The organism is Pyrinomonas sp., assembly GCF_040289685.1.
Lineage (GTDB): Bacteria > Acidobacteriota > Blastocatellia > Pyrinomonadales > Pyrinomonadaceae > Pyrinomonas.
In genome coordinates, this window is sequence record NZ_PSLQ01000001.1 from 62,030 (window position 1) to 86,773 (window position 24,744).

A 24,744-nucleotide genomic window follows, 5' to 3' on the forward strand; every position below is an offset into this window, starting at 1 on the left:
GAGACCGCCTTCAACTTTCGTGACGACGGGGTGCTTGGACGAAGATGACCATGAGCGCAGCGGCAACTATTCCGATGCCAGCGCTAATGAGAAACGCCGTGCGCGCGCCGAACAAGGTCCACATCGCGCCCATCAGCAACGATGCCGGGAAGACCATGACCCCGATCGAGAAGTTGTACAGACCGTAAGCCGTGCCGCGTTGCTCGGTGCGGACCAGATCGGCGACCAGAGCTTTTTCGACCCCTTCGGTCAGCCCGAAATAGATGCCGTAGATGAGAAAGAGCGCCCACGCCGCCCACGCGCGCTCGACCACGGCGAAGCCAGCGTAAACCGCTCCGTAAAGCAACCAGCCGATCACCATCATCGGCTTGCGCCCGACGCGATCGGACAGATTCCCGCCAACCAGCGAACTCGTCACTTTGCTTACGTGCAGCGCGGCCCACAACACCGGCACGGCGGCGACGGCGACGCCCGTCTCTTGCGCGCGCAAGAGCAGAAACGCATCGGACGAATTCGAGAGCGTAAAAAGAGCGAGGACGAAGAGCAAACGACGGAAGTTGGAGTCGAAGCCGCGCAAAGAGAGCTTCGGACGAGCCGCCGTCGCATTTGCGTCTGCGCTCGCGGTCGCCGCTTCGCGCACAACGAAAGCCGCAACGCCAACAGCAGCCAGCGCCGGAACGGAAGCGACGAGGAAGACTCGGGCATAATCGGTCGCCGTCGGCTGGGCCGGATCGGCAGCGATCAGCCACAAGATCGCAAAACCGAGAAGCGGTCCAATAACCGCCCCAGCATGGTCCATCGCCCGATGGAAGCCGAAAGCCAACCCACGCAGGTGAGATGGAGATGAATCGGCGATCATCGCATCGCGCGGCGCGCTCCTGATCCCTTTGCCGATGCGATCCGTCAAGCGAATGATGAGCACTTGCGGCCAAGAAGAGGCGAAAGCCAACAGCGGTCGAACCGCTCCGGCCAGAGCATACCCGAAAACGACCAGCCCTTTGCGCTTTCCGCGACGGTCGCTGAAGTAACCCGAGAAGAGCTTGAGCAAGCTCGACACCGATTCGGCGGCGCCTTCAATCAGGCCGATGGCAGCGGGCGAAGTCGCCAGCGCCGACGCCAGAAAGAGAGGCAACAACGGGTAGATGATCTCGCTCGAAGCGTCGTTGAGCAGGCTGACGAAGCTGATGGCGACGACGTTGCGCGAAAGTTCGCGGTAACGCCGCCAAAAGCGCGACGCCTCCGGCGTCCTCAGTTCTCTTTGCGCTTCCGCCACGACCTAGCGCAGCACCGCACGCCGTGGCGCGGGACGTTGTTCTTTGGGCGGTGAGATTTGCGCGCTGCGCCACCAGATGAGCGCGCCGACGGTGACGGCGAGCAAGATGATGCCGGCGAGCACGAGCCTGATGACGAAGCGCACCGCACGCCACGCAAGCACGGCGGCGACGGCGGCGACGGCAGCGATGATGGCGATCGTCAACACGGTCATTTCTCTCGTTGCGGTCGCTGATAGCTTGCGCGCACAACCGTTTTGATGTTGCCGCGGACGTTGAAGTCGCCTTCGATCTCAACGCGCAACGGATCGCAGGCGCGCACGAAATCTTCGAGGATAACGTTGATCACGTGTTCGTGGAAGATCTTCACTTGACGAAAAGAGTTGATGTAAAGCTTCAAGCTCTTCAATTCAATGCACCGCTCGTTCGGCACGTATTCGATGCGAATCGTCGCGAAATCCGGAAAATCGGAGAAAGGGCAGATGCACGTAAACTCCGGTATCTCGAAATGGATGCGGATTTCCCGCCCGACGTACTCGTAAGGGAACGTATCGAGCGGATAGAGGTTCATCTCCTCGCGCGGAGTCGAGCGGATCTCCAACCCTTGCCAGTTCGGCGGCGGAAGTCCAATGCCTTCAGTGGTCGCTTTCATCTCCTTCCCCCCATCACAACCTCCGCTCATCGTAGCACGAACGGCGGTGAGATTTCACTGCCGGCCTGTGGGACGGCCACTTGGCAGCCTCGGCAGCCCAAGGCGAAATCGCAAGCTTCGGATCGCAGCGAAACTATTCACTTGTGAGCTACGTTTATTGGAAGAGAGTATGCGAAATCGCAAGCTTCGGATCGCGGCGAGACGCCACGCCATCCGATGTGAAACGCTTCGGCGCGACTTCAGCGCACCATGGCTGGACGTCCGAGCAAACTGTGGCTCGACGCGAAAGAAAAAGGGGGCGGCCAATCTTTAGAAAAACGGGGGAGCGCGAGGGGGCTGTCATCCCCCTCAATTCATTGAGGGGATACACCGCACCCCCTCGCATATAATACAATACTGAAGAGCCGATGCCACTCCTGACGCTCAAGGCACAGATCCACCCTGATCCCGAGACGGAAGCCCTCCTCCGGAACGCCATGTACTGCGCCACCAAGGTCTACAACGGCCTCCTCTGGCACCTCCGGAAAAAGTACGAGGAGACCGGAAAAGCGCGAGGCTTTATCCTCGCGTCCATTCCTTTGGGGATGCCCTCAATTAATTGAGGAGAGGACGTCACCTGATGGTCGTGCGATACGTTGCGAGCATCCATTTGAACCATGTGGCACGCGTAAAGTTAAATAGACCGCTCCAACGCGCGACGCTTTGTGAGCATCCATTTTGAGCTAAGCCGGTTTAACGAGCGGAGCGTTCATCATAAAGGGACCTGTGCTGCGAGTAGACTAACTCGATTTTGCTTTCGCGCACTATTTTCTCCATGATTCGATGAACTACAAACGGAGGCTGAAAAATGACCAACCTCTTTTTCGCGGCGGGCGCAGAAGTCACTACGCTCCTCTCTCTTTTCATCATGCTGGCGGCGGCCAAAGTCATGGCCGAGATCTTCGAACGGCTTCGTCAACCAGCGGTGGTCGGCGAGATACTCGCTGGCATCATCATCGGACCGAGCGCGCTGAAGCTCGTTGCACCGTCGGAATTAACTGGCGCACTGGCTGAACTGGGCGTCATCTTCCTCCTCTTCACGGTCGGATTGGAAACGAAACCGAGCGCCATCTTGCGCGTCGGCGGGCGCGCGATGACCGTCGCCGTGCTCGGCGTGGTCGTGCCGTTTGCTGGCGGATGGTTGCTTATGCGTGCGTGGGGCGGCGACCAAATCGAAGCGCTTTTTCTCGGCACGGCGATGGTGGCGACGTCGGTCGGAATCACGGCGCGCGTCCTCTCGATGATGGGGCTGCTCGATGCGCCGACGAGCCGCATCATTTTGGGCGCGGCGGTGATCGACGACATCTTGGGTTTGTTGGTGCTTGCCGTCGTTTCGAGCTTGGCCGCAGGCGAAGTCAAGTACTGGGAGATCGGCGCGACTGCAGCAGCGGCGGTGGCTTTTACGGCGTTCGTCGCGTTCGTCGGCGCCCCTGCCTTGACGCGCATCGCTCCGCGCTTTGCGAAGTTGCGCATCGGCAATGCGCTCTTCGTCATTTCGCTGGTCATCTGTTTGGGCTTGTCAGTGGCCGCAGCCAAAATCGGGATCGCCGCCATCATCGGCGCCTTTCTGGCCGGAATGGCGCTTGCCGAAGCTGTGGAGAACGATCACGACGTTCACACGCAGACGTCGGGCGTGACGGAATTTCTGGTCCCCTTCTTTCTGGTCAACATCGGCATGCAACTAGATCTTCAAGTCTTCGGGCGCGCAAGCGTCGCTGTGCTGGCTCTCATCGTCACAGTGATCGCGCTTTTGACCAAACTCATCGGTTGCGGTGCAGGCGCTTGGGGAATGGGCTGGCGCCGCATGGCACAGGTCGGCGTTGGCATGGCGCCGCGTGGCGAGGTCGGCATCGTCGTCGCACTGATCGGGTTGCAACTCGGTGTGGTCGAACAAGAGCTTTACGCCGTGGTGCTCTTCATGTCGGTCGCCACGACGCTGATTGCACCGCCATTTCTGCGTATGCTCTTCGCCGCGGAAGCGGCCGCGCACGGAAAGGTCGCGCCGGAAGATGCTGGCGGCATCGTCGCTGTCCCGGGCGAAGACCTATCGCGCCTCGGCTGAAAGCGCCCTGCGGCAGGCAACCCATCGCGCTCGGCACAAGATCGCGGCTCGGCTTCGCACGACGATCGGCACATCAAGCTCAATCGCCGATCGTTTTTCGCGGCTTTCGTCTCAAGCGCGCTTGCTCGTGGCGCGCGAACTGTTACAATCGTCGCGAGAAAGGATAGATTTCCGATGGCGCAGCAACCAGTTTCGGGCGAGCATCGCTACACCAACCGGCTCATCAACGAGACGAGTCCGTATCTACTACAACACGCGCACAATCCGGTCGATTGGTACCCCTGGGGCGATGAGGCGATCGAACGGGCGCGCCGCGAAAACAAGCCAATTTTACTGAGCATCGGGTATTCGGCTTGTCACTGGTGTCACGTCATGGAACGCGAGTCGTTTGAGTCAGAGGAAACGGCTCGTTTGATGAACGAAAACTTCATCAACATCAAGGTCGATCGCGAAGAGCGGCCTGATCTGGACCAGATCTACATGCATGCCGTGCAGTTGATGACCGGACACGGCGGTTGGCCGCTGACGGTCTTTCTGACGCCCGATCTGGTCCCCTTCTACGGCGGGACATACTTTCCGCCCGAAGACCGCTACAACATGCCCGGTTTTCGGCGCGTGCTGTTGGCCGTGGCCGAAGCCTATCGCAACGATCCGGAAGGCGTCAAAGAATCAGCGCAGAGCGTACTGTCAGCGCTTCGACGCATGACGGCAACGCAAGCCTCGCCCGAGATGCTCTCTGCCGAACTGCTCGAACGCGCCTACGAAGCTTTGGCCCGATCCTTCGATGGTCGTAACGGCGGGTGGGGACGCGCGCCGAAATTCCCGGCAGCTATGAACATGGAGTTTCTGCTCCGCTTCCACCAGCGAACCGGACGCCAAGATGCCCGCGAGATGGTTGTCTTCACCTGCCGACGCATGGCCGAAGGAGGCATCTACGATCAACTGGGCGGCGGATTCCACCGCTACTCGACTGATGAAAGATGGCTCGTGCCCCATTTCGAGAAGATGCTCTATGACAACGCTCTTCTTTCCCTCCTCTACCTCCACGCTTACCAAATGACCGAAGACCCGCTCTTCAGTCGCACGACGACCGAGACGCTTGATTACGTTCGCCGCGAAATGCTCGCCGAAGAAGGCGGCTTCTACGCGACGCAGGACGCCGATTCGGAGGGCGAAGAGGGAAGGTTCTACGTTTGGACCAAAGACGAGATCTTCCAGCTGCTCGCGGCTGACGAGGCAGAACTCTTCTGCGCGCATTATGGCGTTACAGCGGAGGGCAACTTCGAGGGGCGCAACGTGCTTCATGTCGCCCGCCCGCTCGAAACGGTCGCGCACGAGTTCCACCTAACGCTTGAAGAAGCGCGGCGGGTGATCGCAGAAGCGCGCGCAAAACTCTTCGCGGCGCGCGAGGAGCGTCCGAAACCGGCGCGCGACGAGAAGATACTGACGGCGTGGAACGGCTTGATGTTGCAAAGCTTCGCCGAAGCCGCGGCGGTGCTTGAGCGCGACGACTACCGCGCCATCGCCGAACGCAACGCGCTCTTCGTTCTGGACCAGTTACGCCACGATGGCGCGCTTCTTCACTGTTACAAGGATGGCCGCGCGCGTTTCAGCGCCTACTTGGACGATTACGCCTACTTTGCGCGCGGGCTGCTGGCCCTTTACGAAACCACAGGCGCGATGCGCTGGCTCGAAGAGGCCGAAACGCTGGCCGACCGGATGATCGCCGAGTTTTGGGACGAAGAGGCAGGCGGCTTCTTCTACACCGGGCGCAACCACGAAAATTTGATCGTGCGCAATAAAGATCTATTCGATGACGCAACGCCTTCGGGCAATTCCGTCGCCGCTGACCTTTTGCTCCGCTTGGCAACGTTTACGGGAGAGGAGCAGTTCAACCGCTACGCGGTCGCGACGCTGCGCATCATGCGCGACGCGATGCTGAGCTATCCATCGGCCTTTGGCTACGCGCTCGGTGCCCTCGACTTCTACCTTTCGCCCCCGCTGGAGATCGCTCTCGTCGCCCCTTCGGCAGACGACCCGCTTCTGCATGCGTTGCGCGCCGAGATCTGGCGACGGTACTTGCCCAATAAAGTACTGGTCCAGCAGTGCGCCCCCGAGCAGGAAGCGCGCCTTCCACTGCTTCGCCAACGCCCGCTCCTCGGCGGACGCGCCACTGCCTACGTGTGTGAGAAGAGCGTGTGCCTTCAGCCGACCACCTCGCCCGACGAATTGGCGGCGCAACTAGACCGAAAGACGCGCGGCGCTTGACGGGCAACACGGGGACGCGCCGCAACCAATACGCTCGCCGAACACCGACTCGCGGGATCAACCATCGCGCTTTCTCTAAAAGGGCCGACTGGGCAAAGGGAGTTGAAGCGATGGGAAAAGCGGAAGGGACGACGCTTTTACTCGAAAGCGCCGACCGAGGTCGCGCGCTTGCCGCGAAGCAGCGCCACGAGATCCATTCCGAGCGACAATTTGGGCGAACTGGTCGCCGGACCATCGGGCTTCATCGCGAGATGGCGTGTTCGATGAAAACGGCGATTGCCGACACAGGGGCGACCTCATGCTCTTCGGGGAATAAGTTTGGATGTCAACGCGGCGGGGAAACGAAAGGCGCGCCGTAACTCAAGCGCGCCTCGCTCGTTTGTCGGCTTTCTAGCGCGGGCACTACGGAGTGCGGTTGGCGTTCGCTCCCATGTTGCGGTTCATGGTGCCCATGTTGCGGTTCATGGCGCCCATGTTGGCGTTGGTCATTCCCATGTTGCGGTTCATGGCACCCATGTTAGCGTTGGTCATTCCCATGTTGGCGTTCATAGTGCCCATGTTGGCGTTCATGGTCCCCATGTTGGCGTTCATGGTTCCCATGCCAGCGTTGGCATTCATCATGCCCATGTTAGCGTTCATATTGGCATTGTTCGCGTTCTCCGGTCCGGGACAGCCAGCCCAGACGACCGTCGCCGCCAACAAAGCCACAAGAGCCAAAGTTCGTCGCATCTAAATTTCCTCCTGTCGCCCTTGATTCAGGGGTCAAGTCTTTCTGATCGAGCCGTGTTTGCGAGCTTCTGCGGCGCGTGCAGCGACCCGCCCGCGACTCGATGCCGTTTCACCCAAGGACTTCGTCCACGCCAGCCGCGCCTTTGAGGCGTTCGAACGAAGCCCAGCCAAAGCGGTTCGTCGCGCGACGAACCGTTCATCACTCCGCGCTCGCACGCTCCTTTTGTGAAAGCCAGAGCGAGGCTCGGAACGCGAGGTTCCATGCGGAGCGAGCGATGCCTGTGCTACCACTCGCGTGGAGAGAACTTTTCCGTGCGAAGTGTAGCACAAGATGCGGGGAATACACGATTTTTCGCCTTTCGTCAAGCCCAAAGCGCGAGTTTCGCCTAAGCCTTGCAAGGGGCCGTCTCTCCCAGGGCCAGTTCTTCTAATCTTTCCGCACCGAAGAGCGCATCCGACGCGCCCGTCCGCCACGAAAGCACAGCACGACGCGCGACTTCCAGCGCTAGACCGAACCCGTGTCCGGTGAATCCGACCACATACATGATACGCTCGCTCAGCGGCAATCGCCCGATCACCGGTAACCCGTCGGTCGAGAACCCCATCGCCCCTGCCCATCGCGCTTCGACCGAAGCGGCAGCCGCTTGGGGAAACTTCTGCCGTAAGAAATCCTCGAGCGCCTCCTGAACTTCCGGCGTCGTTTCGTCAACGATGGTCGCTTCGCGCTCGCGGAAAAGATGACGGAAACCGCCGATGAGCAGGCGTCCGTCGCGCAACTGACGAAAATATATGTAGCCGTGATGGGCGTAAACCAAGCGGTCGAAGAGCCGCTCGCCAATGGGAGCAGTGACGAGCATCTGCCCTCTGTGGGGCGCAATGAAACGTTTGAAGAACGGGTGGAAAAGCCCAGCATAGGCGTTGAGCGCGATGAACACATAACGCGCCGTCAACTCGATGCGCCGCGTGCGCACGCGCACGCCCGCGCTGGAAGGCTCGATCGCGTCGGCCTCGCACCCCTCGAACACCTCCGCTCCCGCAGCCTCCAGCAACGCTCGCACGAGCTTGACGGAGTGTACTCCCATGTCGCTTCGGATGCCGAGCGCGCCGTGAAACCCGACGCCGAGCGGATCGTGCGCCACATACTCCGCTTCAAAACCATCGGCCCGCAACAACTCCGCCGACCGCATCAGATGTTCGCGCTCCTCCGGCAACAGCGCCACCCGCCAACTGCCGCACGGTTCGAGTTCCACGTCAGCGCCCGTCTCGGCGATGAATTCGCGTAACCAGCGCTGATGCTCCAATGTCACCTCCCATACTGCGCGTGCTCGCTCGCGGCCATAACGCTCCGTCATCAGATCGTAGTGGTCGGCCAACCCAGCCAAAACCATCCCGGCGTTTCTGCCTGATGCTCCGGCGCCGATGAATCGCGCTTCGACGACCGCAACGCGCAGCTTAGGTTCCGTACGCTTGAGCCACCAAGCGATGCTTGCGCCAGCGACGCCGCCGCCCACGATGCAAACATCGCGCTCGACGCGTCCTCTTTTCTCCGCGGAAAGATGCCAATAGGAGAGAGTCACGCTCCCTAGCATAGCACCTCGGCCCAACGGAAGGCGACCGCAAGAAGGTCAAAACGCGAGTCGCACCGAGCACAGAGCGGCAAACTTGTGCAGCGCATGCATGGGCCGTAAACGAAAAGCCTTCGGCGCGCGACGGCAAAAACCCCTTGACACGCAAGGAGAAAAGAGTTACCTTGCTTTTGCCAAACAAAGTTTGGCAAGTTTTAACAAACTCTCCCGCAAAGGTCCTCTTGGCGGTTTCGTAGTTTTTATTAGGGTCTTGCTCGTATTCTCATGAAATCTGCTCGGCAGATCATTCACCAACGGAGTTGGGTAGCCTTTCTCGTGCTGATTTCAGCGGCAGCCATCCTCTGTTTGGTCTCAGCGGCACACGAAGTATCACGGCAAGCCACCACGGAGCGGCTTCGCTGGCTCGGTGCGCTACTGGTTTTAACCATTTTCGCCGCACACTTTGCGATCACAGCTGACCTTGGCATTGAGGACGATCGTGAAGCGATCGGGCATCGCTCGCTAGCTGATATTTTCATTCTTCTGGGGGCCATGGTGCAGGGTGCGGCGACGGCGACCGTGCTTGCCGCCGTTGCTGGGCCGTTGGCGGCTCGTCATCGAAGACGCGCGCGCTTTCTTCTTTTGGCCTCTGCAAACGTCGTCGCGACTTACGTCGCGGCCTCGGCGTTCGAACTGCTGGTGAGCGTCATTGACAACCCCGCTGCCGTTGCTGGCGGTGCCTCGCTCGGCGTTCTGCTTTTACCATTGACGGCGATGGCGTTCGTGCAACATGGGCTGATCGGCGCCGCCGACCTCGCTTTCGCCCGTCTGCAAACGTCGAGCAAGCTGCAGTGGTCGCGCGAAGCTCTGCTTTGGGCGACTCTAACGCAGATGGCGAGCGCTGCCGTCGCAGCGCTCTTTTACACAGCGTGGTACGATCGCGATCCATCTTTTCTCTTCGTCGGAGCGCTCGTCGTCGCTTTCGTTTACTTGCTCAACCGACTCAACGTGCGGCACATCACGCAGATCCGACGGGCTGAAGCGGAAAGGCGCAAGCACTTGGAAGAGATCGCACGGCTTCACATGAACATGGTCGAGTCGCTGGCGATTGCCATCGACGCCAAGGACCAGACGACGCATGGCCACGTTCGGCGCACGCAAATCTACGCCATGGAACTCGGGCGCGTGCTCGGCGTCAGCGAAGCGGAACTGCGCGCGTTGGAGGCCGGTGCCTTGCTCCACGACATCGGCAAACTCGCCGTGCCCGAATACATTTTGAACAAACCCGGCAAACTAACGGCGGCCGAGTTCGAAAAGATGAAGATCCACACAGTGGTTGGGGCCGACATCGTTCGGCGCGTCGGTTTTCCCTATCCAGTGGAGGAGATCGTCCGTTATCACCACGAGAAATGGGACGGCACCGGGTATCCGCGTGGCCTGCGCGGCGAAGAGATTCCGCTGGTGGCGCGCATCATCGCGGTGGTCGATTTCTACGACGCGACGCGCTGCGACCGGCCATACCGGCGCGGCATGACGCGCGAGGAATCGCTGGCGTTGCTTCGTCGGTTATCGGGCAGCTCTTTCGACCCACGCATCGTCGAGACTTTCATCGCCAACGTCGAACGCTTCGATCAACTCATCGCCGAGCAAGATATCGAGGAGCAGGTGCGCGAAAGCATTTCGATGACCGATGCCGTGCCAGATGCGGGACTGGCAACGGGCGAACTTCGCATGAAAGAGGACGACGTGGCTTTTCGGTCCATCGTCGAAGCGCAGCGCGAGGTCTTCGCGTTGCACGAGATCGCACAAACCATCGGGTCATCACTCAACCTGCAGGACACGGTAACGATCATCGCGAGCAAGCTGCGCGCCATTCTCCCCTTTGAAACGTGCGTCATTTACGTCGTGGACGAGCGAAGTGGCATGGCCAAGGCTTTGCATGCGTTCGGCGATCATGCGGAAGCTTTTGCGCAACGGCGCGTACGCATCGGCGAGGGGATCACCGGTTGGGTTATCGCCAACGGCCGCTCTTTGTGCAACACGCCGCCGGAGCTTGATCTCACGGGGCTACCGGAAGAGATCATGCGCGCGGTGCGCTGCGTGCTCGCTACGCCGCTCGTTCACGAGGCCGGTAGTTTTGGCGCGATCACGCTCTATTCGACCAAACGTTCGTCCTACACGGCGGAACACGTGCGTCTGCTCGAGTCGGTCGCGCAACACGCCTCGGTGGCGCTCAACAACGCGCTCACCTTCGAGCGCACGCGGGAAAGCGCTCTTACCGATCCGGTGACGGAGTTGCCAAATGCGCGCTCCTTTCGCCTGATACTTGAACAACGCCTCGCCGAATCGAAGCGCGTCGGGCGCGAGCCGCTCACCGTGCTCAGCATGGACCTAGACGGTTTCCGCCAAGTCAACGACGCTCATGGGCACGGCGTCGGAGATCGGCTTTTAGCGCGCGTCGCCGAGCTAATCAAAAAACAGCTCCGCCAAATGGACGTCTTGGCCCGCTTTGCCGGCGACGAGTTCGTCGCGTTGATGCCTATGGCTTCGCGCGACGTGGCCGCATCGGTGGCCGAAAGGATTCGCGCCGCGGTCGAGTCGCACCGTTTTTCAGTCCGCACGGGGCGCATCATCCACGTCGGGATGAGCGTTGGAGTTGCAGCCTTTCCAGAAGACGGCGAGACGATGGAAGAGCTGCTCGAAAGCGCGCACCGAAACATGCAACGCGACAAGCACGCGCGTAAACTCGCCCCCTTGTCCGATACAGGTTCTCTTGCTTCCCTCGACGCCTTCCGCTGAAGGCGTTACCTCCGTCAATCCTTGATCGGCGCATGCCCTCTTTCGCGAGCATGCGCCTCTTTTTTTGCAAACCGCTTCGCTACATCGAAGCGTCGTGGCGGATGCACCTTGTCTCGGCACCGGAAGCGACCTCTTTTTGCGCTCCGACGCGCGCTCGCGTATAATTGCTGTTTGGTTCAATCGCTGAAGTTTGACGAGTGGGGTTTGGCCCCCGCTGGCGAGATCGCAGACGCGCTGTTTCCCGTTCCCGCTTCGAACCGCTCGAAAAGCGACGCCGGCGAGAGCGCGCCCTCAAGTCCGAGAAGATGAGAGCTGCTAGCCAGATGAACAACAAAAAAACATCATCATCACGTCAACAGGCCGACGAGCTCAGCACCGTCACCACCGTCGACGGAGCAGCAGAAGTCGCGACCACCGAAGAGCTTCGCGCCGAGCATGAACGACGCAAAGAGGACCAACAAGCGCGCATTGCCGAAACCGATCGCGATCTGCTTCTGCACCTCCTCTATCAGATGGTCCTCATCCGTCGCTTCGAGGAGAAGGCAGCAGAGGCTTACAGCCTCGGCAAGATCGGCGGTTTCTGCCACCTATATATCGGCCAAGAGGCCGTCGCCGTAGGCGCTATTTCGACCATTCGTCCAGACGATTACGTCATCGCAAGTTACCGTGAACACGGACACGCGCTCGCCAAGGGGATGAGCGCCGAAGAGGTCATGGCCGAGCTTTTCGGCAAAGCCGGCGGCTGTTCAGCAGGCAAAGGCGGCTCGATGCACCTTTTCGATGCGAGCGTGAACTTCCTCGGCGGCCATGCCATTGTCGGCGGGCAGATACCGCTCGCCACGGGGATCGCTTTTGCGACCAAATACCGCAACGAAGATCGCGTGACGCTCTGTTTCTTCGGCGAAGCGGCGGTCAATCAGGGCTCTTTTCATGAGTCGATGAACATGGCGCAGTTGTGGAAGCTGCCCTGCGTTTACATCTGCGAAAACAACCAGTACGGCATGGGGACATCGCTGGCGCGCGCCATGTCCTTGCAAGACATCGCCAAAAAGGCTTGCGCTTACGGCATGGCCTCTGAGTTCGTCGATGGCATGGACGTGCTGGCCGTGCGCGAAGCGACCATGCGCGCCGTCGAGCGTGCGCGGCGCGAATCGCTGCCGACCCTGCTCGAAGTGCGCACCTACCGCTACATGGGCCACTCGATGTCCGATCCGGGCAACTACCGGACGCGCGCCGAGATCGAGCAGTATCAGCAGCGCGATCCGATCAAGCTGCTGAGCAATAACTTGCGCGAGAAGGGTTTGCTCGATGACGCGATCATGAACGAGATCGAACAGCGCGTGCGCGACGAAGTCGAACGCGCCGTGCGGTTCGCCGAGGAGAGCCCGTGGCCCGCTCCCGAAGAGCTTTACACCGACGTCTATGCCAACCCGCTGAGGAAGTAAAAGGGTTGAAGCGGTCGAGCGTCCAGCAGTTTCGCTAGCTAGTTCTTCTCTGTTTTTGGAGGATCCGATTCGATGCCTGTGTTGACCATGCGCGAGGCGCTCAATCAAGCTTTGCGCGAAGAGATGCGCCGTGATGAGAGCGTCTTTTTGATGGGCGAGGAGGTTGGCGCTTATGAAGGCGCCTACAAGGTCTCCAAGGGTTTGCTCGCCGAGTTCGGGCCAAAGCGCGTCATCGACACGCCCATCAGCGAACTCGGCTTCGCTGGCCTCGGCGTCGGCGCGGCGATGGTCGGCCTGCGCCCCGTGATCGAATTCATGACCTTCAACTTCTCGATCCTCGCCACCGATCAGATCATCAATTCGGCAGCCAAGATGCTCTACATGTCGGGCGGGCAGTTCAAAGTGCCGATCGTCTTTCGTGGGCCGAACGGCTCGGCTTACCAAGTCTCGTCGCAACACTCACAAGCGCTCGAATCCTGGTACGCGCACTTTCCTGGGCTGAAAGTGGTCATGCCTTCGACGCCAGCTGATGCCAAGGGGCTGTTGAAGAGCGCTATTCGCGACGATGATCCGGTCATCTTCATGGAGCAAGAAAGACTATACGGGACCAAAGGCGAAGTCCCTGAAGACGAAGATTTCATCATCCCGCTCGGGGTCGCTGACATCAAACGCGAAGGCACGGACGTGACCATCGTGGCCCGTTCGCTCATGGTTCCGGTGGCCCTGCGCGCCGCTGAAGAACTCGAAAAGCAGGGCATCTCGTGCGAAGTGATCGATCCGCGAACCATTCGTCCGCTCGACATCGACGCCATCGTCAAATCGGTGCAGAAGACCAACCGCATCGTCATCGCCGAGGAGTCGCATCCTTTTTGCGGCGTTGGTGCTGAGATCAGCGCCGAAGTCGTCGAGCGCGCCTTCGATTATCTGGACGCGCCACCGCGCCGGGTTTCGGGCGCTGATGCGCCGATGCCGTATGCGAAAAATCTCGAAAGTCTGGCCATCCCAGATGTTGCGCGCATCGTCGCGGCCGTGCGCGAAGTGACATACACGTGAGACGGGCGCGAAGCGGGAGCCGAGCTTTTTCCCGTGCCCTTCTGAAATCTTCTTAATTTCCCGAGGAGAGAAATGGCAACCAAGATCGTCATGCCCAAACTTTCTCCGACGATGGAGGAGGGACAACTGGCGCGTTGGCTCAAAAAGGAAGGCGACTCGATCTCTGCCGGTGAAACCATCGCCGAAGTCGATACCGATAAAGCGACCATGGAAGTGACCGCCAACGTCTCCGGCATTTTGCGCAAAATACTGGTCCACGAAGGCGAGTCCGTCCCGCTCGGCCACGCGATCGCCATCGTCGGCGAAGCTGACGAGGACATCTCCGCGCTGCTGGCCGAAGTCGAAGGCAAACCGAACGGCGGCGCACAACCGGCCAAGCAAACGGAATCAACGGTGGAATCGCCGCCAACCGCAGCCCGTTCCGAGACGCACGTGCAAGAAACGGCTCGAAGCAACGGCGAGCAAACGGGCGAACGCATCTTCGTCTCTCCTATCGCCGCGCGCATGGCTGCCGAAGCCGGGATCAATTTGCGCGCGCTCAAAGGCAGCGGCCCCGGTGGAAGGATCATCAAACGCGACATCGAAGCGGCCATTCAAGCGAGTCGTCAAGCCGAGCCGGTTCTGCCGGTGGAAGCTCCACTGCCGACGCTTGAACGCCCAACAGCGCGCGAAGCAGCCACCTACGAAGATGTTCCCATCACCGAGATGCGCCGGACCATTGCACGACGCTTGGCCTCTTCGCTCGGCCCCGTACCGCACTTCTTTTTGACGACCGAGATCGAGATGGACCGCGCAATGGAACTGCGCCGGTCGCTCAACGAACTCGATCCCGAACTCAAAATCAGCGTCAACGACATCATCGTCAAGGTGGCCGCCGTCGCCTTGATGCAGCACCCGCAAGTTAACGCTTCGTTTCAAGACAAGGCGATTCGCTACTACAAACAGGCGGACATCGGCGTCGCCGTCGCGCTCGACGATGGGTTGATCACGCCCGTTGTGCGTGCGGCCAACTTGAAGAGCATCGGCGCGATCAGCCGTGAAATACGCGAGCTCGCCGAACGTGCACGGGCACGCAAACTGCGACCGGAAGAGTACACGGGCGCGACCTTCTCCGTGAGCAACCTCGGCATGTTCGGCATAGATGAATTCACGGCGATCATTAATCCGCCCGAAGCGGCCATTCTCGCCGTAGGCGCGGTCACCGCCAAACCGGTCGTGCGCGACGGCGAGATCGCCATCCGGCAGTTGATGCGCGTGACGATGTCATGCGATCACCGCCTCATCGACGGGGCGACGGGAGCGCGATTCCTGCAAACCTTCAAGAAGATTTTGGAGAACCCATTGATGTTGCTAGTCTGATGACCCCCATCAAGGTGATGAGATGAAAGAACGGGGAACCCAACAAAAGACAAAAGAGCGCGAGCGAAATGAAACGCCCGCGCCGTAGGGAAAGGGCGCAGAAGCAAGCGGGCAAGTCCCCCGCTCCGGCGAAGGCACGGGCGCACGCGCTGGCGAGTACAGCTAGCATCTTCGACCGAAGAAAAGCCCGCGACCGACTCATTTGAAACGCGAGCCGGGCGCTGTCGGAACCGGCGTCCACCGCCCGGCCTGCGAGCGAACCTGCGGCGGCAAACCAACATGGTCTCGCCGTCTTTCCCTTTTTCAAGCTGCTCTTTGGGCTTTGCGCTCCATCGAAACAGGATCGGCGACGCAGCGCGCGCTGTGGCAGCGGGTTAAACCGCACCTTGCGCTGACGCTCGTGCAACTGATGTTCGGCACGTGGCCCATCTTCGGCAAGGTGGCGCTTCGTTCGCTGCCGAGCACGGGATTGGTCGCGTTCCGCGTCGTCGGCGCGGCCATTGCGCTCGCGCTGTTGCAAGGCGGACGCACACATCTGGCGCGCATCGAGCGCCGGGATCTCTGGCGACTGGCGCTTTGCAGTCTATTCGGCGTCGTCCTCAATCAGTTCCTTTTCGTCAAAGGGCTCGAACTCTCGACGGCCATCAACGCGACGCTGCTCGGAACAGCCATCCCCGTCTTCGCGCTGCTGGCAAGCGTAGCGCTCGGGGTCGAAAGGCTCACAGCGAGCAAAGTCTTCGGCATCGTGCTGGCGGCGGTGGGCGTGCTCTATTTGGTCGATCCGCTGCGCGGCGACTTCTCAAACCAAGCGACGCTGGGCAATCTGCTGCTCGTCGCCAACACTTTCTTTTACGGGTCATACATCGCGCTCGCACAAGACCTCATCCGTCGCTACGGCGCGCTGACGGTGACGGCTTTGATCTTCATCCTCGGCAGCCTCGTAACGCTCCCCATTGGACTATATCAACTGAGCGAGTTCCCGTTTGCCGATCTCGGGTGGGCCGTGCGGCTGGTGGTCTTATACATCGTGCTCGTGCCGACCGTCGGCGCCTATTACCTCAACGCTTGGGCGCTCGGGCGCGTCGCGCCGTCGAGCGTAGCGATCTACATCTACTTGCAGCCGCTGATCTCGTTCGCCGTCGCGCCGCTCGTTCTCGGCGAAAGCATCAGCCACCGCGCGTGGGTTGCCGCCGCGTTGATCTTCGCTGGCGTCGCCGTCGTCACGCGCGGCGCACGCAACCGCGTCGTGCAAGAGATCTCTGAATGCCCAGATGCCTTCGGGCGCTAAGCCCCGGGTCAGCGACGACCGAGCAGCACTTGCTTTTCAGCCCGCGCTTTTGATCGAAAAAGAACCGCCCCCCTTTTCGCGGGACGCACGCTAAGCGCAGCGCGCTCGCTCTACATCCCTCGTGTTATCATGCGAACGTCTATGACCGCTGCGTTTGGATCTCACACGTCGCTCTCGCTCGCCGAAGAATCGCGCGCCAAGAGGCGTGCGGCGCGTCTGTCGGTGATCATCGCCTCGTTTCTAGTGGCGCTCAAAGCAGCCACCGGATGGATAACGGGCTCGATCAGCGTGTGGGCTTCGCTACTCGACTCGACCATGGACATCTTCGCTTCGGCAATCAATTTCGTCGCCGTGCGCGCGGCGGCGCGCCCCGCTGATGAGGATCACGCCTACGGTCATGGCAAGGCCGAATCCTTGGCTGGCCTCTTTCAAGCTGGCGTCATCTCCGCCTCAGGCTTCTTTCTGATCGTGGAGGCATTGCGCCGCATTGCGTCGCCGCGTCCCGTCGCTTCGACCAAGCTCGGCATCGCAGCGATGGTCATCGCGAGCGTGGTAAGCGCCGTGCTCGTCGCTCGTTTGCGCCGCGTTGCGCGCGCCACCGATTCGCCCGCGTTGCACGCCGACGCTTCCCACTATCTGACGGACATCTGGACCAATCTCGGGGCGTTGGTCGCGCTCGTCTTGGTCGCACAGACCGAATGGTTGATGATCGACCCGCTCATTTCGCTGGCGATCTCGCTTTACATCATCTGGTCGGCAGCGCGCGTGGGCAAAGAGTCGGTTGATGTGTTGATGGACCGGCGTTTGCCATTGGATGTTGATGAAAAGGTGGCGGCCATCATCAACCGCTATCGCGACCAAGGCGTGCGCGGCTTTCACGACCTGCGCACGCGCCGTTCAGGCTCGGTTAAATTCATCGACCTTCACCTTGAAGTGGATCGTCAGATGAGGCTCGACGAAGCGCACGAATTGACCGTCAAAGTGCTACGGGCTATCGAAGATGAGATTCCGCGTGCGCGCGTGCAGATTCACACCGATCCGGTTTAGGCCGTCTTTCAGCCAGCGACTTTCGCGGGTGAGCCTTTTGCCGCTCGAACGGCAAACGAATGGCGCTCCGATGACAGGGCGGCAAAGAGCGCTGGCGCCGAATTCGGCTTGAAAGAATGAAAGGGCATCCCTTCATCAACGAGGCGACAAGGAATGTCTTTTCTCACCGAGGTTTCGTCTCGTCCGGTGATCAAGCCATTTTGCGCACGCCGCGCCGTTGCGCTCGTCGTTCCGCTTCGCGGCGCAGCTCGTAGAGCTTCATCAACGCTTCAACTGGCGCGAGTGAATCCAAATCGAGGGCGAGCAGCATCTCGATCAACGGTTCGACGCGCGCGCGCGACCCCAGATGGGCGTCGGCTCTTCCGCACGCCTCCCTCCGTTCGTAATCGGCGAGCAACTCGTTGGCGCGGCGCACGACCGGCGGTGGGAGTCCCGCCAACTTTGCGGCATAGACGCCGTAACTGCGTTCGGCGCTGCCCGGCGCGATGCGATAGAGGAAGACGATTTCGCCACCCCGTTCAGCCGTTTCCACATGAAAATTCTTTAGACGTGGGAGCAAGGACTCAAGCTCCGTCAGCTCATGATAGTGCGTAGCGAAGAGCGTGCGGCAGCCGAGGTGCGGATGGTTGTGCACGTACTCGATCACAGCACGTGCCACAGCCAGCCCATCGTAGGTCGAAGTGCCGCGTCCGAGTTCATCGAAGAGCACGAGCGAGCGCGGGCTGGCTTGGTGCAGGATGCGCGCCGTTTCAACCATCTCGGTCATAAAGGTCGATTCGCCGCTGCCGATGCGGTCATACAAACCGGCGCGGGTGAAGATGCGGTCGCAGATGCCGATCTCAGCGCTCTTTGCCGGAACGAAAGAACCGATCTGGGCCAGCAGCACGATGAGCGCGATCTGCCGCATGTAGGTCGTCTTGCCCGACATGTTCGGTCCCGTGATCAGCGCGATCAACGGCCCATCGTCGCCGAGATGGGCATCGTTGGCGACGAACCGTTCCGGCCCGATGCGCCGCTCGAGCACCGGATGGCGTCCGGCCTCGATCTTGATGCGTCGTCCCTCGATGACGCGCGGACGGACGTAGTCGCACTCAGCAGCAACTTCGGCCAGCGCGACGATGGCATCGAGTTGAGCGAGCGTCGAAGCTGCCGCCATGATCTCTTCGCGCGCGTTGCCGACCTCGGCGCACACCCGTCGGAAGAGTCCTGTTTCCAGTTCCTCGATGCGCGCTTCGGCACGCACGACCATGGTCTCATACTCTTTGAGTTCGAGCGTAACGAAACGTTCGGCGTTGACCAGCGTCTGTTTGCGCGTGTAGTCTGCGGGCACCAGATGCAGGTTCGGGCGCGTCACCTCGATGTAATAGCCGAAGACCTTGTTGTAACCGACGCGCAAGCTCTTGATGCCGGTACGCGCCCGTTCGCGTTCTTCCAGTTCGCTCAGGTAACGCTGACCATCGCGCAACAATGCGCGCAACCGATCCAATTCGTCCGAGAAGCCTTCGCGGATGATGTTGACTCCACGCCCCGTCTGTAGCATCTCGTCCGAGATGGCGCGGCGCACCGTCTCCACCGTTGCGCGACACTCGGGCAAGGCAGCGACCAACGGAGCGAAACGCCTTTGCTCCCGCCCCAGAACGGCCCGCACGCGCGGCACCGCTTCCAAGCTCTGGGCCAGCGAAAGGAGTTCGAGCGGCGTGGCTGAAGCTGACCGGGCGCGCGCCGAGAGTCGTTCCAGATCATGCACCGTAGCGAGCGCCGCGCTCAGCTCAGCGCGCGCGTCAGCGCGTTCAACGAACCACTCGACGTAGTTCTGTCGGCGGAGGATTTCAGCGACATCGAGCAGAGGTTGGCGCAACCACCGGCGCAGCAACCTCCCGCCCATTGGCGTGCGTGTGCGGTCGAGCAACGCAAGCAGCGTGGAATCAGCAGCGGGGCTTTCGAAGATCTCCAGCGCGCGCACGGTCTGCGCATCGAGCGTCATGAAGTTGCTCGCATCGTAGCGACGCAAGCGCGTCAAGTGGCCGATGGCGACCGATTGCGTTTCGCGCAAATAGGAGAGGATCGCGCCAGCGGCGCGCGCGGCAAGCGGCGTGGCTTCGAGATCGAACGCGCGCAACGTGCGCGCGCCGAAATGGCGAAGCAGCGTTGACGCATCGAAAAGGGCCGCATCGACGCGCATGACGAACCCCGGCGCCTCGGTCTGCGGGAAAGGTTGGTCTCGCGCGACCAAAATCTCGGCGGGCGCGATGCGTTGCAGTTCGGCCACGGCGGCGCCGAGACCGACCTCGGTCGCGACGAAATCGCCCGTGGAAACATCCGCGTAAGCGATGCCAGCGCGTCGCTCATCGGCAACGTAGGCGGCCAAATAGTTGTTCGCTTTGCTCTCTAGCAAACCGGGTTCAATGACGGTGCCGGGCGTAACGATGCGCACCACGTCGCGCGCGATCAATTTTTTGCCCTTGGCGGGAGCCGCTTCCAACTGTTCGCAGATGGCGACGCGGTAACCGCGCCCGATGAGCGTCGCTAGATGCCTTTCGAGACTCTGATGCGGAATGCCGGCCAGCGGCACTCGCAGGTGCTTGCCCATCGGCTTCGATGTGAGAACGATATCCAACTCACGTGCGAGCGTGAGCGCATCGTCGTCGAACGCTTCGTAGAAATCGCCGATGCGAAAAAGAAGCAGCGCGTCTTTGTGGCGCTTCTTGATTTCGAGATACTGTTTGCGCAGCGGTGGCGTGACAGTCGTCATGTCGGTCGCAGACTTTCCTTGGTCGCTTCACGCGCGCCGCCGTCATCGCTCGAAGAGCGGCGTCAAAAGATCGCGCACCTGCGAAAGCGCACAGTGCAAGCGCCGAACCTGCTCGAAGCTCAAGATCGTCGTCGCCCGCCCGATCTCGCGAAAAGCCCCGTGACGCGCGGCGCTGAGGCTGCGCGTCGCCGACGAAGTATCGCGCTCGCTTGCGACGACGAGAAACGGGCGCGAACGTTGCGCATCGTAAGCGCGCTTCAGACGCGCCAGCGCGCTGTCGAGGTTGCCGCGTCGCTGCACTTCGAAGACATGGCTTATGCGCGGGCTGGCCGCGTCGGCGCGCCACACGACATCGTAGCCCTCGTGCTCAGCTTCAGCATGGTAGCCCAAAATCACCCCGATCTCCATCAACATCCGCTGCGCTTCTGCGTGCGTGAGCGGCCTCTTTGGCGAAGATGATGCGTCAAGAGCGTTGTCGAATTCAAATCGAGCCGCTTCTTCATTGACGCGCCGCCGCCCGGCAGCGGTGATCGTCCACCGCCCGCGCCATCTTTCGATCTCGCCCCTTTCAACCAAGGCTTCGCCCGCACGCTGCACCAATCTGCGCCAACGTCGATCCGCGAAACTCCCAACAGCTCCGTCCTCAACGAGCGTCAACTGCGGGAAATAGCCGGCTAGACGTTCGTACAGGAATCGCACTCGTTCCGCCCCGCCCGTAGCGACGAGTTCTTGCAGGATGGGCAGCTCCAAACGCGATGCGCTGGGGTATGACATCCGAGCGGAAGTGTTCCTAGAACAACCCTTAAAGTTACAAAAGGAATGGCGCTGGAATCAAGCACCGCTAAATCTGCACGGCGCGGGCGAATTTCGCAGAAGCTTTCTCAAAGTAGCCCGCCGGGCGAACAAACGATCAGCCAGCTCGTCATAAAAGCCTTTCGCGCTGCGACAACTCCGCCTTGAATCAAGACATCGCTCGCGCTTTGCCCACGCATTTTCGTACGAATCAGAGCATCTGCGAATGGAACTCGGCACGGGGGACTGCATGAAACGCGGAGCAAAAAGCGCGTATTGAGCTGCCGTCACCATTGGCACGTCCATTGCTTCCGCTACTTTGAAGGGGACTGGGAGAACGCTTGCCGCCATCGGCGAGCCTTGATAAAGGAGAGCGAAAGATGTTGTGGACGATTTTGGTCATCTTGTTGGTGCTCTGGCTTCTCGGAGTCATCACCAAGGTCACGGCTGGCGGGCTTATTCACCTGCTGCTGGTCATTGCCCTTGTGGTTTTGATCATCAATTTGGTAACCGGGCGCCGCGCCGTCTAACCAAAGAACAGGGTTCGTGATCGATGGGCGACGCCGTCGATCACGAACCATTGACCAGAAGCAGATTCGTTGGGGCGACTAAACGTCCGACCGGATAGATGTTCAGTTGCGCGTCCCAATAGGGCGAACGCTGATAAAAGAAGCGCAGTCGGGCTCGTGGATCAGCGGCGAAATTCTTGTCTTTGGTCAGCAGATCCTCGAATTCCGCCTTCAGCTTTGGATCGGCTCCCATCATGCGCCGCGCAAGAGCCTCGAGCACATATTCTTCCCCATCCTCTTTTTGTTCGAAAATCGCATTGAAGAATCCCCACCGCACGAGCGAATCGGGCGCTGCCGGTTCCAGCATGTGCATGATCAAGCGAGCTGATGGTTGTGCCAGCGGGACGACGAGCGAGCCAGCGGGGAAAGTACGCCGCTCCATGATCGGCTCCACGTCGAACGAGACCAACACGCGCCCCTCGAACGAAGCGCTGGCCCACTTCACGTTGCGAAAGCGGTATGATTCGACGCTGAGCGTTGTCGGTTCTGCGAGCTTCGAAAACCGCACGCCATGAGCGATGAGCAGGTCAGCGACCTGCCGCCACTGCGGCGGCACGATGTAGCAAAGCGGCGGAGCGACTGCCAAACTCGTGCGCGCGTGATTGTAGAAGGGGATCTGCATGTCGCGCGGCTCGGTACCGTAGATGATGCGCAACGTCCCCGAAACCTCGCTCAACTCGCGCCGATAGGCGACGCCTTTGAAGACAATCGGCGTCGTTTCGTCGGTGGCGCGCACCTCGAGAGCCACCCTTCTTTGCGGATCGTAGCCCTTCCCCCACGAGGCAGCCTCCTCATCCGCCGCGCGCGCCGCGCGCCGCAAATCGTCAGGATCTTTATTCACTTCTTCGAGCATAAAGCGTAATAAGTCGTAGGTTCCGCGAACGCGCGAGCGATATGGTTTCAGCATGTGTGTCTCAATCAACAGCGCCGGACGGTTGCGCGCCAGCGGCACATATCCGGTGGCGAAACGCGGCGTCGAGATGAAGGCGTCAACGCCTTTGCTCGGATCAAGATCATCGTGCAAAACGACGTAGGGCGAAAGCAGATTGCCCACCGCTTCCGCCGCTGGCACAACACGCCGCTCGAAGACCTCTTGCATCCAACGACGCGTCGCTGGGGGGGCGTTTTCGTGCTGTTCGAACTGATAGGTAACGTTGTAGCGGAAATCGGCGCCGTCCGTGGTGTGGCAATCGATGAACAAGTCCGGTTGCCATTGGTTCCACAGACGCAACCAAGCGCGCGTCTCCGGCGCATCGGCTTTGATGTAATCGCGGTTCAAGTTCAACCCGGCGGATGTTGCGCGCCAACCCATCTCGGTCGGTCCGTTTTGATTGATCCGATTGTACGGTCCGAAACGTTCGTGTCCATCAACGTTGTAGATCGGAATGAAGAGCAAGACGACGCGATCGATGAGGTCGGCCCGCACCTTGGTGATGGCGATGTCGCGCAACAGAGCGAGCCCGGCATCTTTGCCGTCCGATTCGCCCGCGTGAATGCAGGCTTGAATGAGCACCACGGCCTTGCCCGCGCGTCTTGCCGCTTCAGGCGTGAAGGTGCCGTCTTTGGCCGCGATCAGCAATGGGAGCGCGCGCCCCTCGCCGCTTTCGCCGAACGAAGTGAAGATGATCCAGTCGGAAGCTTGGTCCAGGCGGCGGCTGAAAGCGACCGTCTCAGCGTAACGCGGCGTTTCGCGGTACGCGGTTCTTTCCGCGTGAGTTTGCCAGTCGCGCGGAACGGCGGGCGATTCGCTTTGACCGTTCATTCCACCGTTGATGGCTGCCATGAAGAAGAACACCGACAGCGTGCGCAAGATCGCTGATTCGATGTAAGAAGTTCGCCCCTTGTGGTCGCAGAAGAGACGCAAGCAGCCCGCTCTCACAGCGAAGATTACACGTCTCATGCTCGGCTCGATCTTCTCCCTCGTCTGTGAAACTGAAAGAACCAGATGCGGGCTATGTTAACAGATCGAGCGAAATGATGCTGTCTTCAGTGCGCTGCTTCCATGGGTCACCGCAACGAGCGCCGAAGACGAAAGTGGGACTCTCAACCGCAGCAGCCAGTCGTGCGCCGAGCAGAGAGCGCCCTCACCACAGCGAAAGAAGGGCGAACAATCCGATCCAAAGCGCATCCATGAAGTGCCAGTAGATGGCCGTCGCCTCGGATGCGGCTTGCTGCCGCGTCAAGGTTTGAGCATCAAGCGTCTCTGCGCGCGCGATCAAGTAACCGAGCGCGGCGATGCCGCCAACCAGATGCAAGCCATGCGCTCCTGTAATGACGTAGAAGAAAGAGCTGAGCGGGTTGGTCGCCAAATAGACGCCGCGGGCGACCAGCTCGCGCCAAGCCAAAAGTTGCGCGACGAGAAAGCCGATACCGAACCCGAGCGTGGTCCACAACCAACGGCTGTACGAACGCGCAGATCGCTGGCGCAACGCGCGTCGTGCCGCTTCCAGCGTCAAGCTGCTTACGACGATCAACGCGGTGCTGGCCCACAAAATGGATGGCATCTTGATCGGCTGCCAATCGTGATTCGTCGCCAACCGAAGAACGAAAGCTCCGGCCAGCGCGCCGAACGTCATCGTGATGGCGACGAGGCCGATGACCAAACCGAGCTTGTACCTGATCGGACGCCGATCGTGTGCCGCATCGTCGCGACCGCTATTATCGCCGCCGCCACCTCCACCGCGAAACCCATTGCTGCGGTGACCGTTGCCATTGATGCTGAAACCGCGCGGGCGAACCGTACGCTTTTCCGTTCTAGTGCTCGTCGCGTCTTTGACCGTCGTAGGCATCGAGGGCCCTTTCTCGTTCGCCGGATGAACCGCTCACGTTCACAGCAGAGATCCGTTCGCAGGCCATTTTACTCCCATCTCGCGCAGTTCCAGAAACCTCATGCGCCCAATAAGCTGTCACGCCGATTTAAAATTTCTGTCGCGTCTCTACTCGCTGAACGCGGTTTGCGCCGCCGTTTGCGCTTCGTTGCCCCTTGATGGACCTAGCGCGCAAATCATGCGCCGTTAGCCAATGGTGGCGCGCTTTGCGGACTCATAAAAGATT

19 protein-coding genes are annotated in these 24,744 nt (G+C 60.5%); 10 read left to right on the forward strand and 9 right to left on the reverse strand.

The window, feature by feature from the left end:
* Positions 1–10 precede the first annotated feature (10 nt).
* Genes C4334_RS00265 through queF form a run of 3 tightly spaced genes read right to left on the reverse strand, consistent with a single transcriptional unit; the run spans position 11 to position 1,923 of the window.
* Positions 11–1,273, reverse strand: coding sequence for an MFS transporter (locus C4334_RS00265; RefSeq protein ID WP_352430065.1), 1,263 nt, complete (start codon positions 1,271–1,273; stop codon positions 11–13).
* Between the two features lie 3 nt (positions 1,274–1,276).
* Positions 1,277–1,486 carry a hypothetical protein gene (locus C4334_RS00270; RefSeq protein ID WP_352430066.1) on the reverse strand — a complete coding sequence of 70 codons (210 nt, stop codon included), beginning with the start codon at positions 1,484–1,486 and terminating at the stop codon, positions 1,277–1,279.
* On the reverse strand, positions 1,483–1,923 hold the full coding sequence (gene queF / locus C4334_RS00275; protein ID WP_352430067.1) for a preQ(1) synthase: 441 nt from the start codon (positions 1,921–1,923) through the stop codon (positions 1,483–1,485). Before queF ends, C4334_RS00270 begins: the two co-directional genes overlap by 4 nt.
* A gap of 407 nt (positions 1,924–2,330) precedes the next feature.
* Here queF and C4334_RS00280 point away from each other — a divergent pair, with 407 nt between their 5' ends.
* The 3 genes from C4334_RS00280 to C4334_RS00290 all read left to right on the forward strand — a co-directional run bounded on the left by C4334_RS00280 (position 2,331) and on the right by C4334_RS00290 (position 6,292).
* Complete coding sequence (locus C4334_RS00280; protein WP_352430068.1) at positions 2,331–2,525, forward strand: helix-turn-helix domain-containing protein; 195 nt, start codon at positions 2,331–2,333, stop codon at positions 2,523–2,525.
* 245 nt (positions 2,526–2,770) lie between these two features.
* Positions 2,771–4,024, forward strand: coding sequence for a cation:proton antiporter (locus C4334_RS00285; protein ID WP_352430069.1), 1,254 nt, complete (start codon positions 2,771–2,773; stop codon positions 4,022–4,024).
* Between the two features lie 174 nt (positions 4,025–4,198).
* Positions 4,199–6,292 (forward strand): thioredoxin domain-containing protein, encoded by a 2,094-nt coding sequence (locus C4334_RS00290; RefSeq protein WP_352430070.1) that lies wholly within the window; start codon positions 4,199–4,201, stop codon positions 6,290–6,292.
* Between the two features lie 402 nt (positions 6,293–6,694).
* Here C4334_RS00290 and C4334_RS00295 read toward each other — a convergent pair whose 3' ends face one another.
* Together C4334_RS00295 and C4334_RS00300 are read right to left on the reverse strand one after the other, a co-directional pair.
* Complete coding sequence (locus C4334_RS00295; protein WP_352430071.1) at positions 6,695–7,021, reverse strand: hypothetical protein; 327 nt, start codon at positions 7,019–7,021, stop codon at positions 6,695–6,697.
* Between the two features lie 386 nt (positions 7,022–7,407).
* Entirely contained in the window at positions 7,408–8,610 is a 1,203-nt protein-coding gene (locus C4334_RS00300) for an NAD(P)/FAD-dependent oxidoreductase (protein WP_352430072.1), read from the reverse strand.
* 261 nt (positions 8,611–8,871) lie between these two features.
* Here C4334_RS00300 and C4334_RS00305 point away from each other — a divergent pair, with 261 nt between their 5' ends.
* The 6 genes from C4334_RS00305 to C4334_RS00330 all read left to right on the forward strand — a co-directional run bounded on the left by C4334_RS00305 (position 8,872) and on the right by C4334_RS00330 (position 17,577).
* Positions 8,872–11,385: a diguanylate cyclase gene (locus tag C4334_RS00305; protein WP_352430073.1), complete on the forward strand. Its 2,514-nt coding sequence runs from the start codon at positions 8,872–8,874 to the stop codon at positions 11,383–11,385.
* 305 nt (positions 11,386–11,690) lie between these two features.
* Positions 11,691–12,830: a pyruvate dehydrogenase (acetyl-transferring) E1 component subunit alpha gene (gene pdhA / locus C4334_RS00310; protein ID WP_352430074.1), complete on the forward strand. Its 1,140-nt coding sequence runs from the start codon at positions 11,691–11,693 to the stop codon at positions 12,828–12,830.
* Between the two features lie 72 nt (positions 12,831–12,902).
* Positions 12,903–13,883 (forward strand): pyruvate dehydrogenase complex E1 component subunit beta, encoded by a 981-nt coding sequence (locus tag C4334_RS00315; RefSeq protein ID WP_352430075.1) that lies wholly within the window; start codon positions 12,903–12,905, stop codon positions 13,881–13,883.
* A gap of 72 nt (positions 13,884–13,955) precedes the next feature.
* Entirely contained in the window at positions 13,956–15,242 is a 1,287-nt protein-coding gene (locus tag C4334_RS00320) for a pyruvate dehydrogenase complex dihydrolipoamide acetyltransferase (protein WP_352430076.1), read from the forward strand.
* Between the two features lie 322 nt (positions 15,243–15,564).
* The gene (locus tag C4334_RS00325) at positions 15,565–16,530 is read left to right on the forward strand and encodes a DMT family transporter (RefSeq protein ID WP_352430077.1); all 966 of its coding nucleotides are present in this window, start codon (positions 15,565–15,567) and stop codon (positions 16,528–16,530) included.
* A gap of 141 nt (positions 16,531–16,671) precedes the next feature.
* Positions 16,672–17,577, forward strand: a complete 906-nt coding sequence (locus C4334_RS00330) for a cation diffusion facilitator family transporter (protein WP_352430078.1) — start codon at positions 16,672–16,674, stop codon at positions 17,575–17,577.
* Between the two features lie 190 nt (positions 17,578–17,767).
* Here the strand turns inward: C4334_RS00330 and mutS are convergent, their stop codons facing one another.
* Both mutS and C4334_RS00340 read right to left on the reverse strand, forming a co-directional pair.
* Positions 17,768–20,329 carry a DNA mismatch repair protein MutS gene (gene mutS, locus C4334_RS00335; RefSeq protein ID WP_352430079.1) on the reverse strand — a complete coding sequence of 854 codons (2,562 nt, stop codon included), beginning with the start codon at positions 20,327–20,329 and terminating at the stop codon, positions 17,768–17,770.
* A gap of 42 nt (positions 20,330–20,371) precedes the next feature.
* Positions 20,372–21,103 carry a hypothetical protein gene (locus C4334_RS00340; RefSeq protein WP_352430080.1) on the reverse strand — a complete coding sequence of 244 codons (732 nt, stop codon included), beginning with the start codon at positions 21,101–21,103 and terminating at the stop codon, positions 20,372–20,374.
* A gap of 398 nt (positions 21,104–21,501) precedes the next feature.
* Between C4334_RS00340 and C4334_RS00345 the strand changes: the two genes are divergently transcribed.
* Complete coding sequence (locus tag C4334_RS00345) at positions 21,502–21,651, forward strand: lmo0937 family membrane protein (RefSeq protein WP_352430081.1); 150 nt, start codon at positions 21,502–21,504, stop codon at positions 21,649–21,651.
* 40 nt (positions 21,652–21,691) lie between these two features.
* Here C4334_RS00345 and C4334_RS00350 read toward each other — a convergent pair whose 3' ends face one another.
* Together C4334_RS00350 and C4334_RS00355 are read right to left on the reverse strand one after the other, a co-directional pair.
* A complete protein-coding gene (locus C4334_RS00350) occupies positions 21,692–23,590 on the reverse strand; it encodes a M14 family metallopeptidase (protein WP_352430082.1) in 1,899 nt (632 codons plus the stop codon).
* Positions 23,591–23,774: 184 nt separating this feature from the next.
* Complete coding sequence (locus tag C4334_RS00355) at positions 23,775–24,479, reverse strand: cytochrome c oxidase subunit 3 (protein WP_352430083.1); 705 nt, start codon at positions 24,477–24,479, stop codon at positions 23,775–23,777.
* Between the last annotated feature and the right edge of the window lie 265 nt (positions 24,480–24,744).

Coding starts and splice junctions, on each gene's coding strand:
- C4334_RS00270 (WP_352430066.1), bottom strand. CDS start 1,486: ATGACCGTGTTGACGATCGCCATCATCGCTGCCGTCGCCGCCGTCGCC.
- queF (WP_352430067.1), bottom strand. CDS start 1,923: ATGAAAGCGACCACTGAAGGCATTGGACTTCCGCCGCCGAACTGGCAA.
- C4334_RS00280 (WP_352430068.1), top strand. CDS start 2,331: ATGCCACTCCTGACGCTCAAGGCACAGATCCACCCTGATCCCGAGACG.
- C4334_RS00285 (WP_352430069.1), top strand. CDS start 2,771: ATGACCAACCTCTTTTTCGCGGCGGGCGCAGAAGTCACTACGCTCCTC.
- C4334_RS00290 (WP_352430070.1), top strand. CDS start 4,199: ATGGCGCAGCAACCAGTTTCGGGCGAGCATCGCTACACCAACCGGCTC.
- C4334_RS00295 (WP_352430071.1), bottom strand. CDS start 7,021: ATGCGACGAACTTTGGCTCTTGTGGCTTTGTTGGCGGCGACGGTCGTC.
- C4334_RS00300 (WP_352430072.1), bottom strand. CDS start 8,610: ATGCTAGGGAGCGTGACTCTCTCCTATTGGCATCTTTCCGCGGAGAAA.
- C4334_RS00305 (WP_352430073.1), top strand. CDS start 8,872: ATGAAATCTGCTCGGCAGATCATTCACCAACGGAGTTGGGTAGCCTTT.
- pdhA (WP_352430074.1), top strand. CDS start 11,691: ATGAGAGCTGCTAGCCAGATGAACAACAAAAAAACATCATCATCACGT.
- C4334_RS00315 (WP_352430075.1), top strand. CDS start 12,903: ATGCCTGTGTTGACCATGCGCGAGGCGCTCAATCAAGCTTTGCGCGAA.
- C4334_RS00320 (WP_352430076.1), top strand. CDS start 13,956: ATGGCAACCAAGATCGTCATGCCCAAACTTTCTCCGACGATGGAGGAG.
- C4334_RS00330 (WP_352430078.1), top strand. CDS start 16,672: ATGACCGCTGCGTTTGGATCTCACACGTCGCTCTCGCTCGCCGAAGAA.
- mutS (WP_352430079.1), bottom strand. CDS start 20,329: ATGACGACTGTCACGCCACCGCTGCGCAAACAGTATCTCGAAATCAAG.
- C4334_RS00340 (WP_352430080.1), bottom strand. CDS start 21,103: ATGTCATACCCCAGCGCATCGCGTTTGGAGCTGCCCATCCTGCAAGAA.
- C4334_RS00345 (WP_352430081.1), top strand. CDS start 21,502: ATGTTGTGGACGATTTTGGTCATCTTGTTGGTGCTCTGGCTTCTCGGA.
- C4334_RS00350 (WP_352430082.1), bottom strand. CDS start 23,590: ATGAGACGTGTAATCTTCGCTGTGAGAGCGGGCTGCTTGCGTCTCTTC.
- C4334_RS00355 (WP_352430083.1), bottom strand. CDS start 24,479: ATGCCTACGACGGTCAAAGACGCGACGAGCACTAGAACGGAAAAGCGT.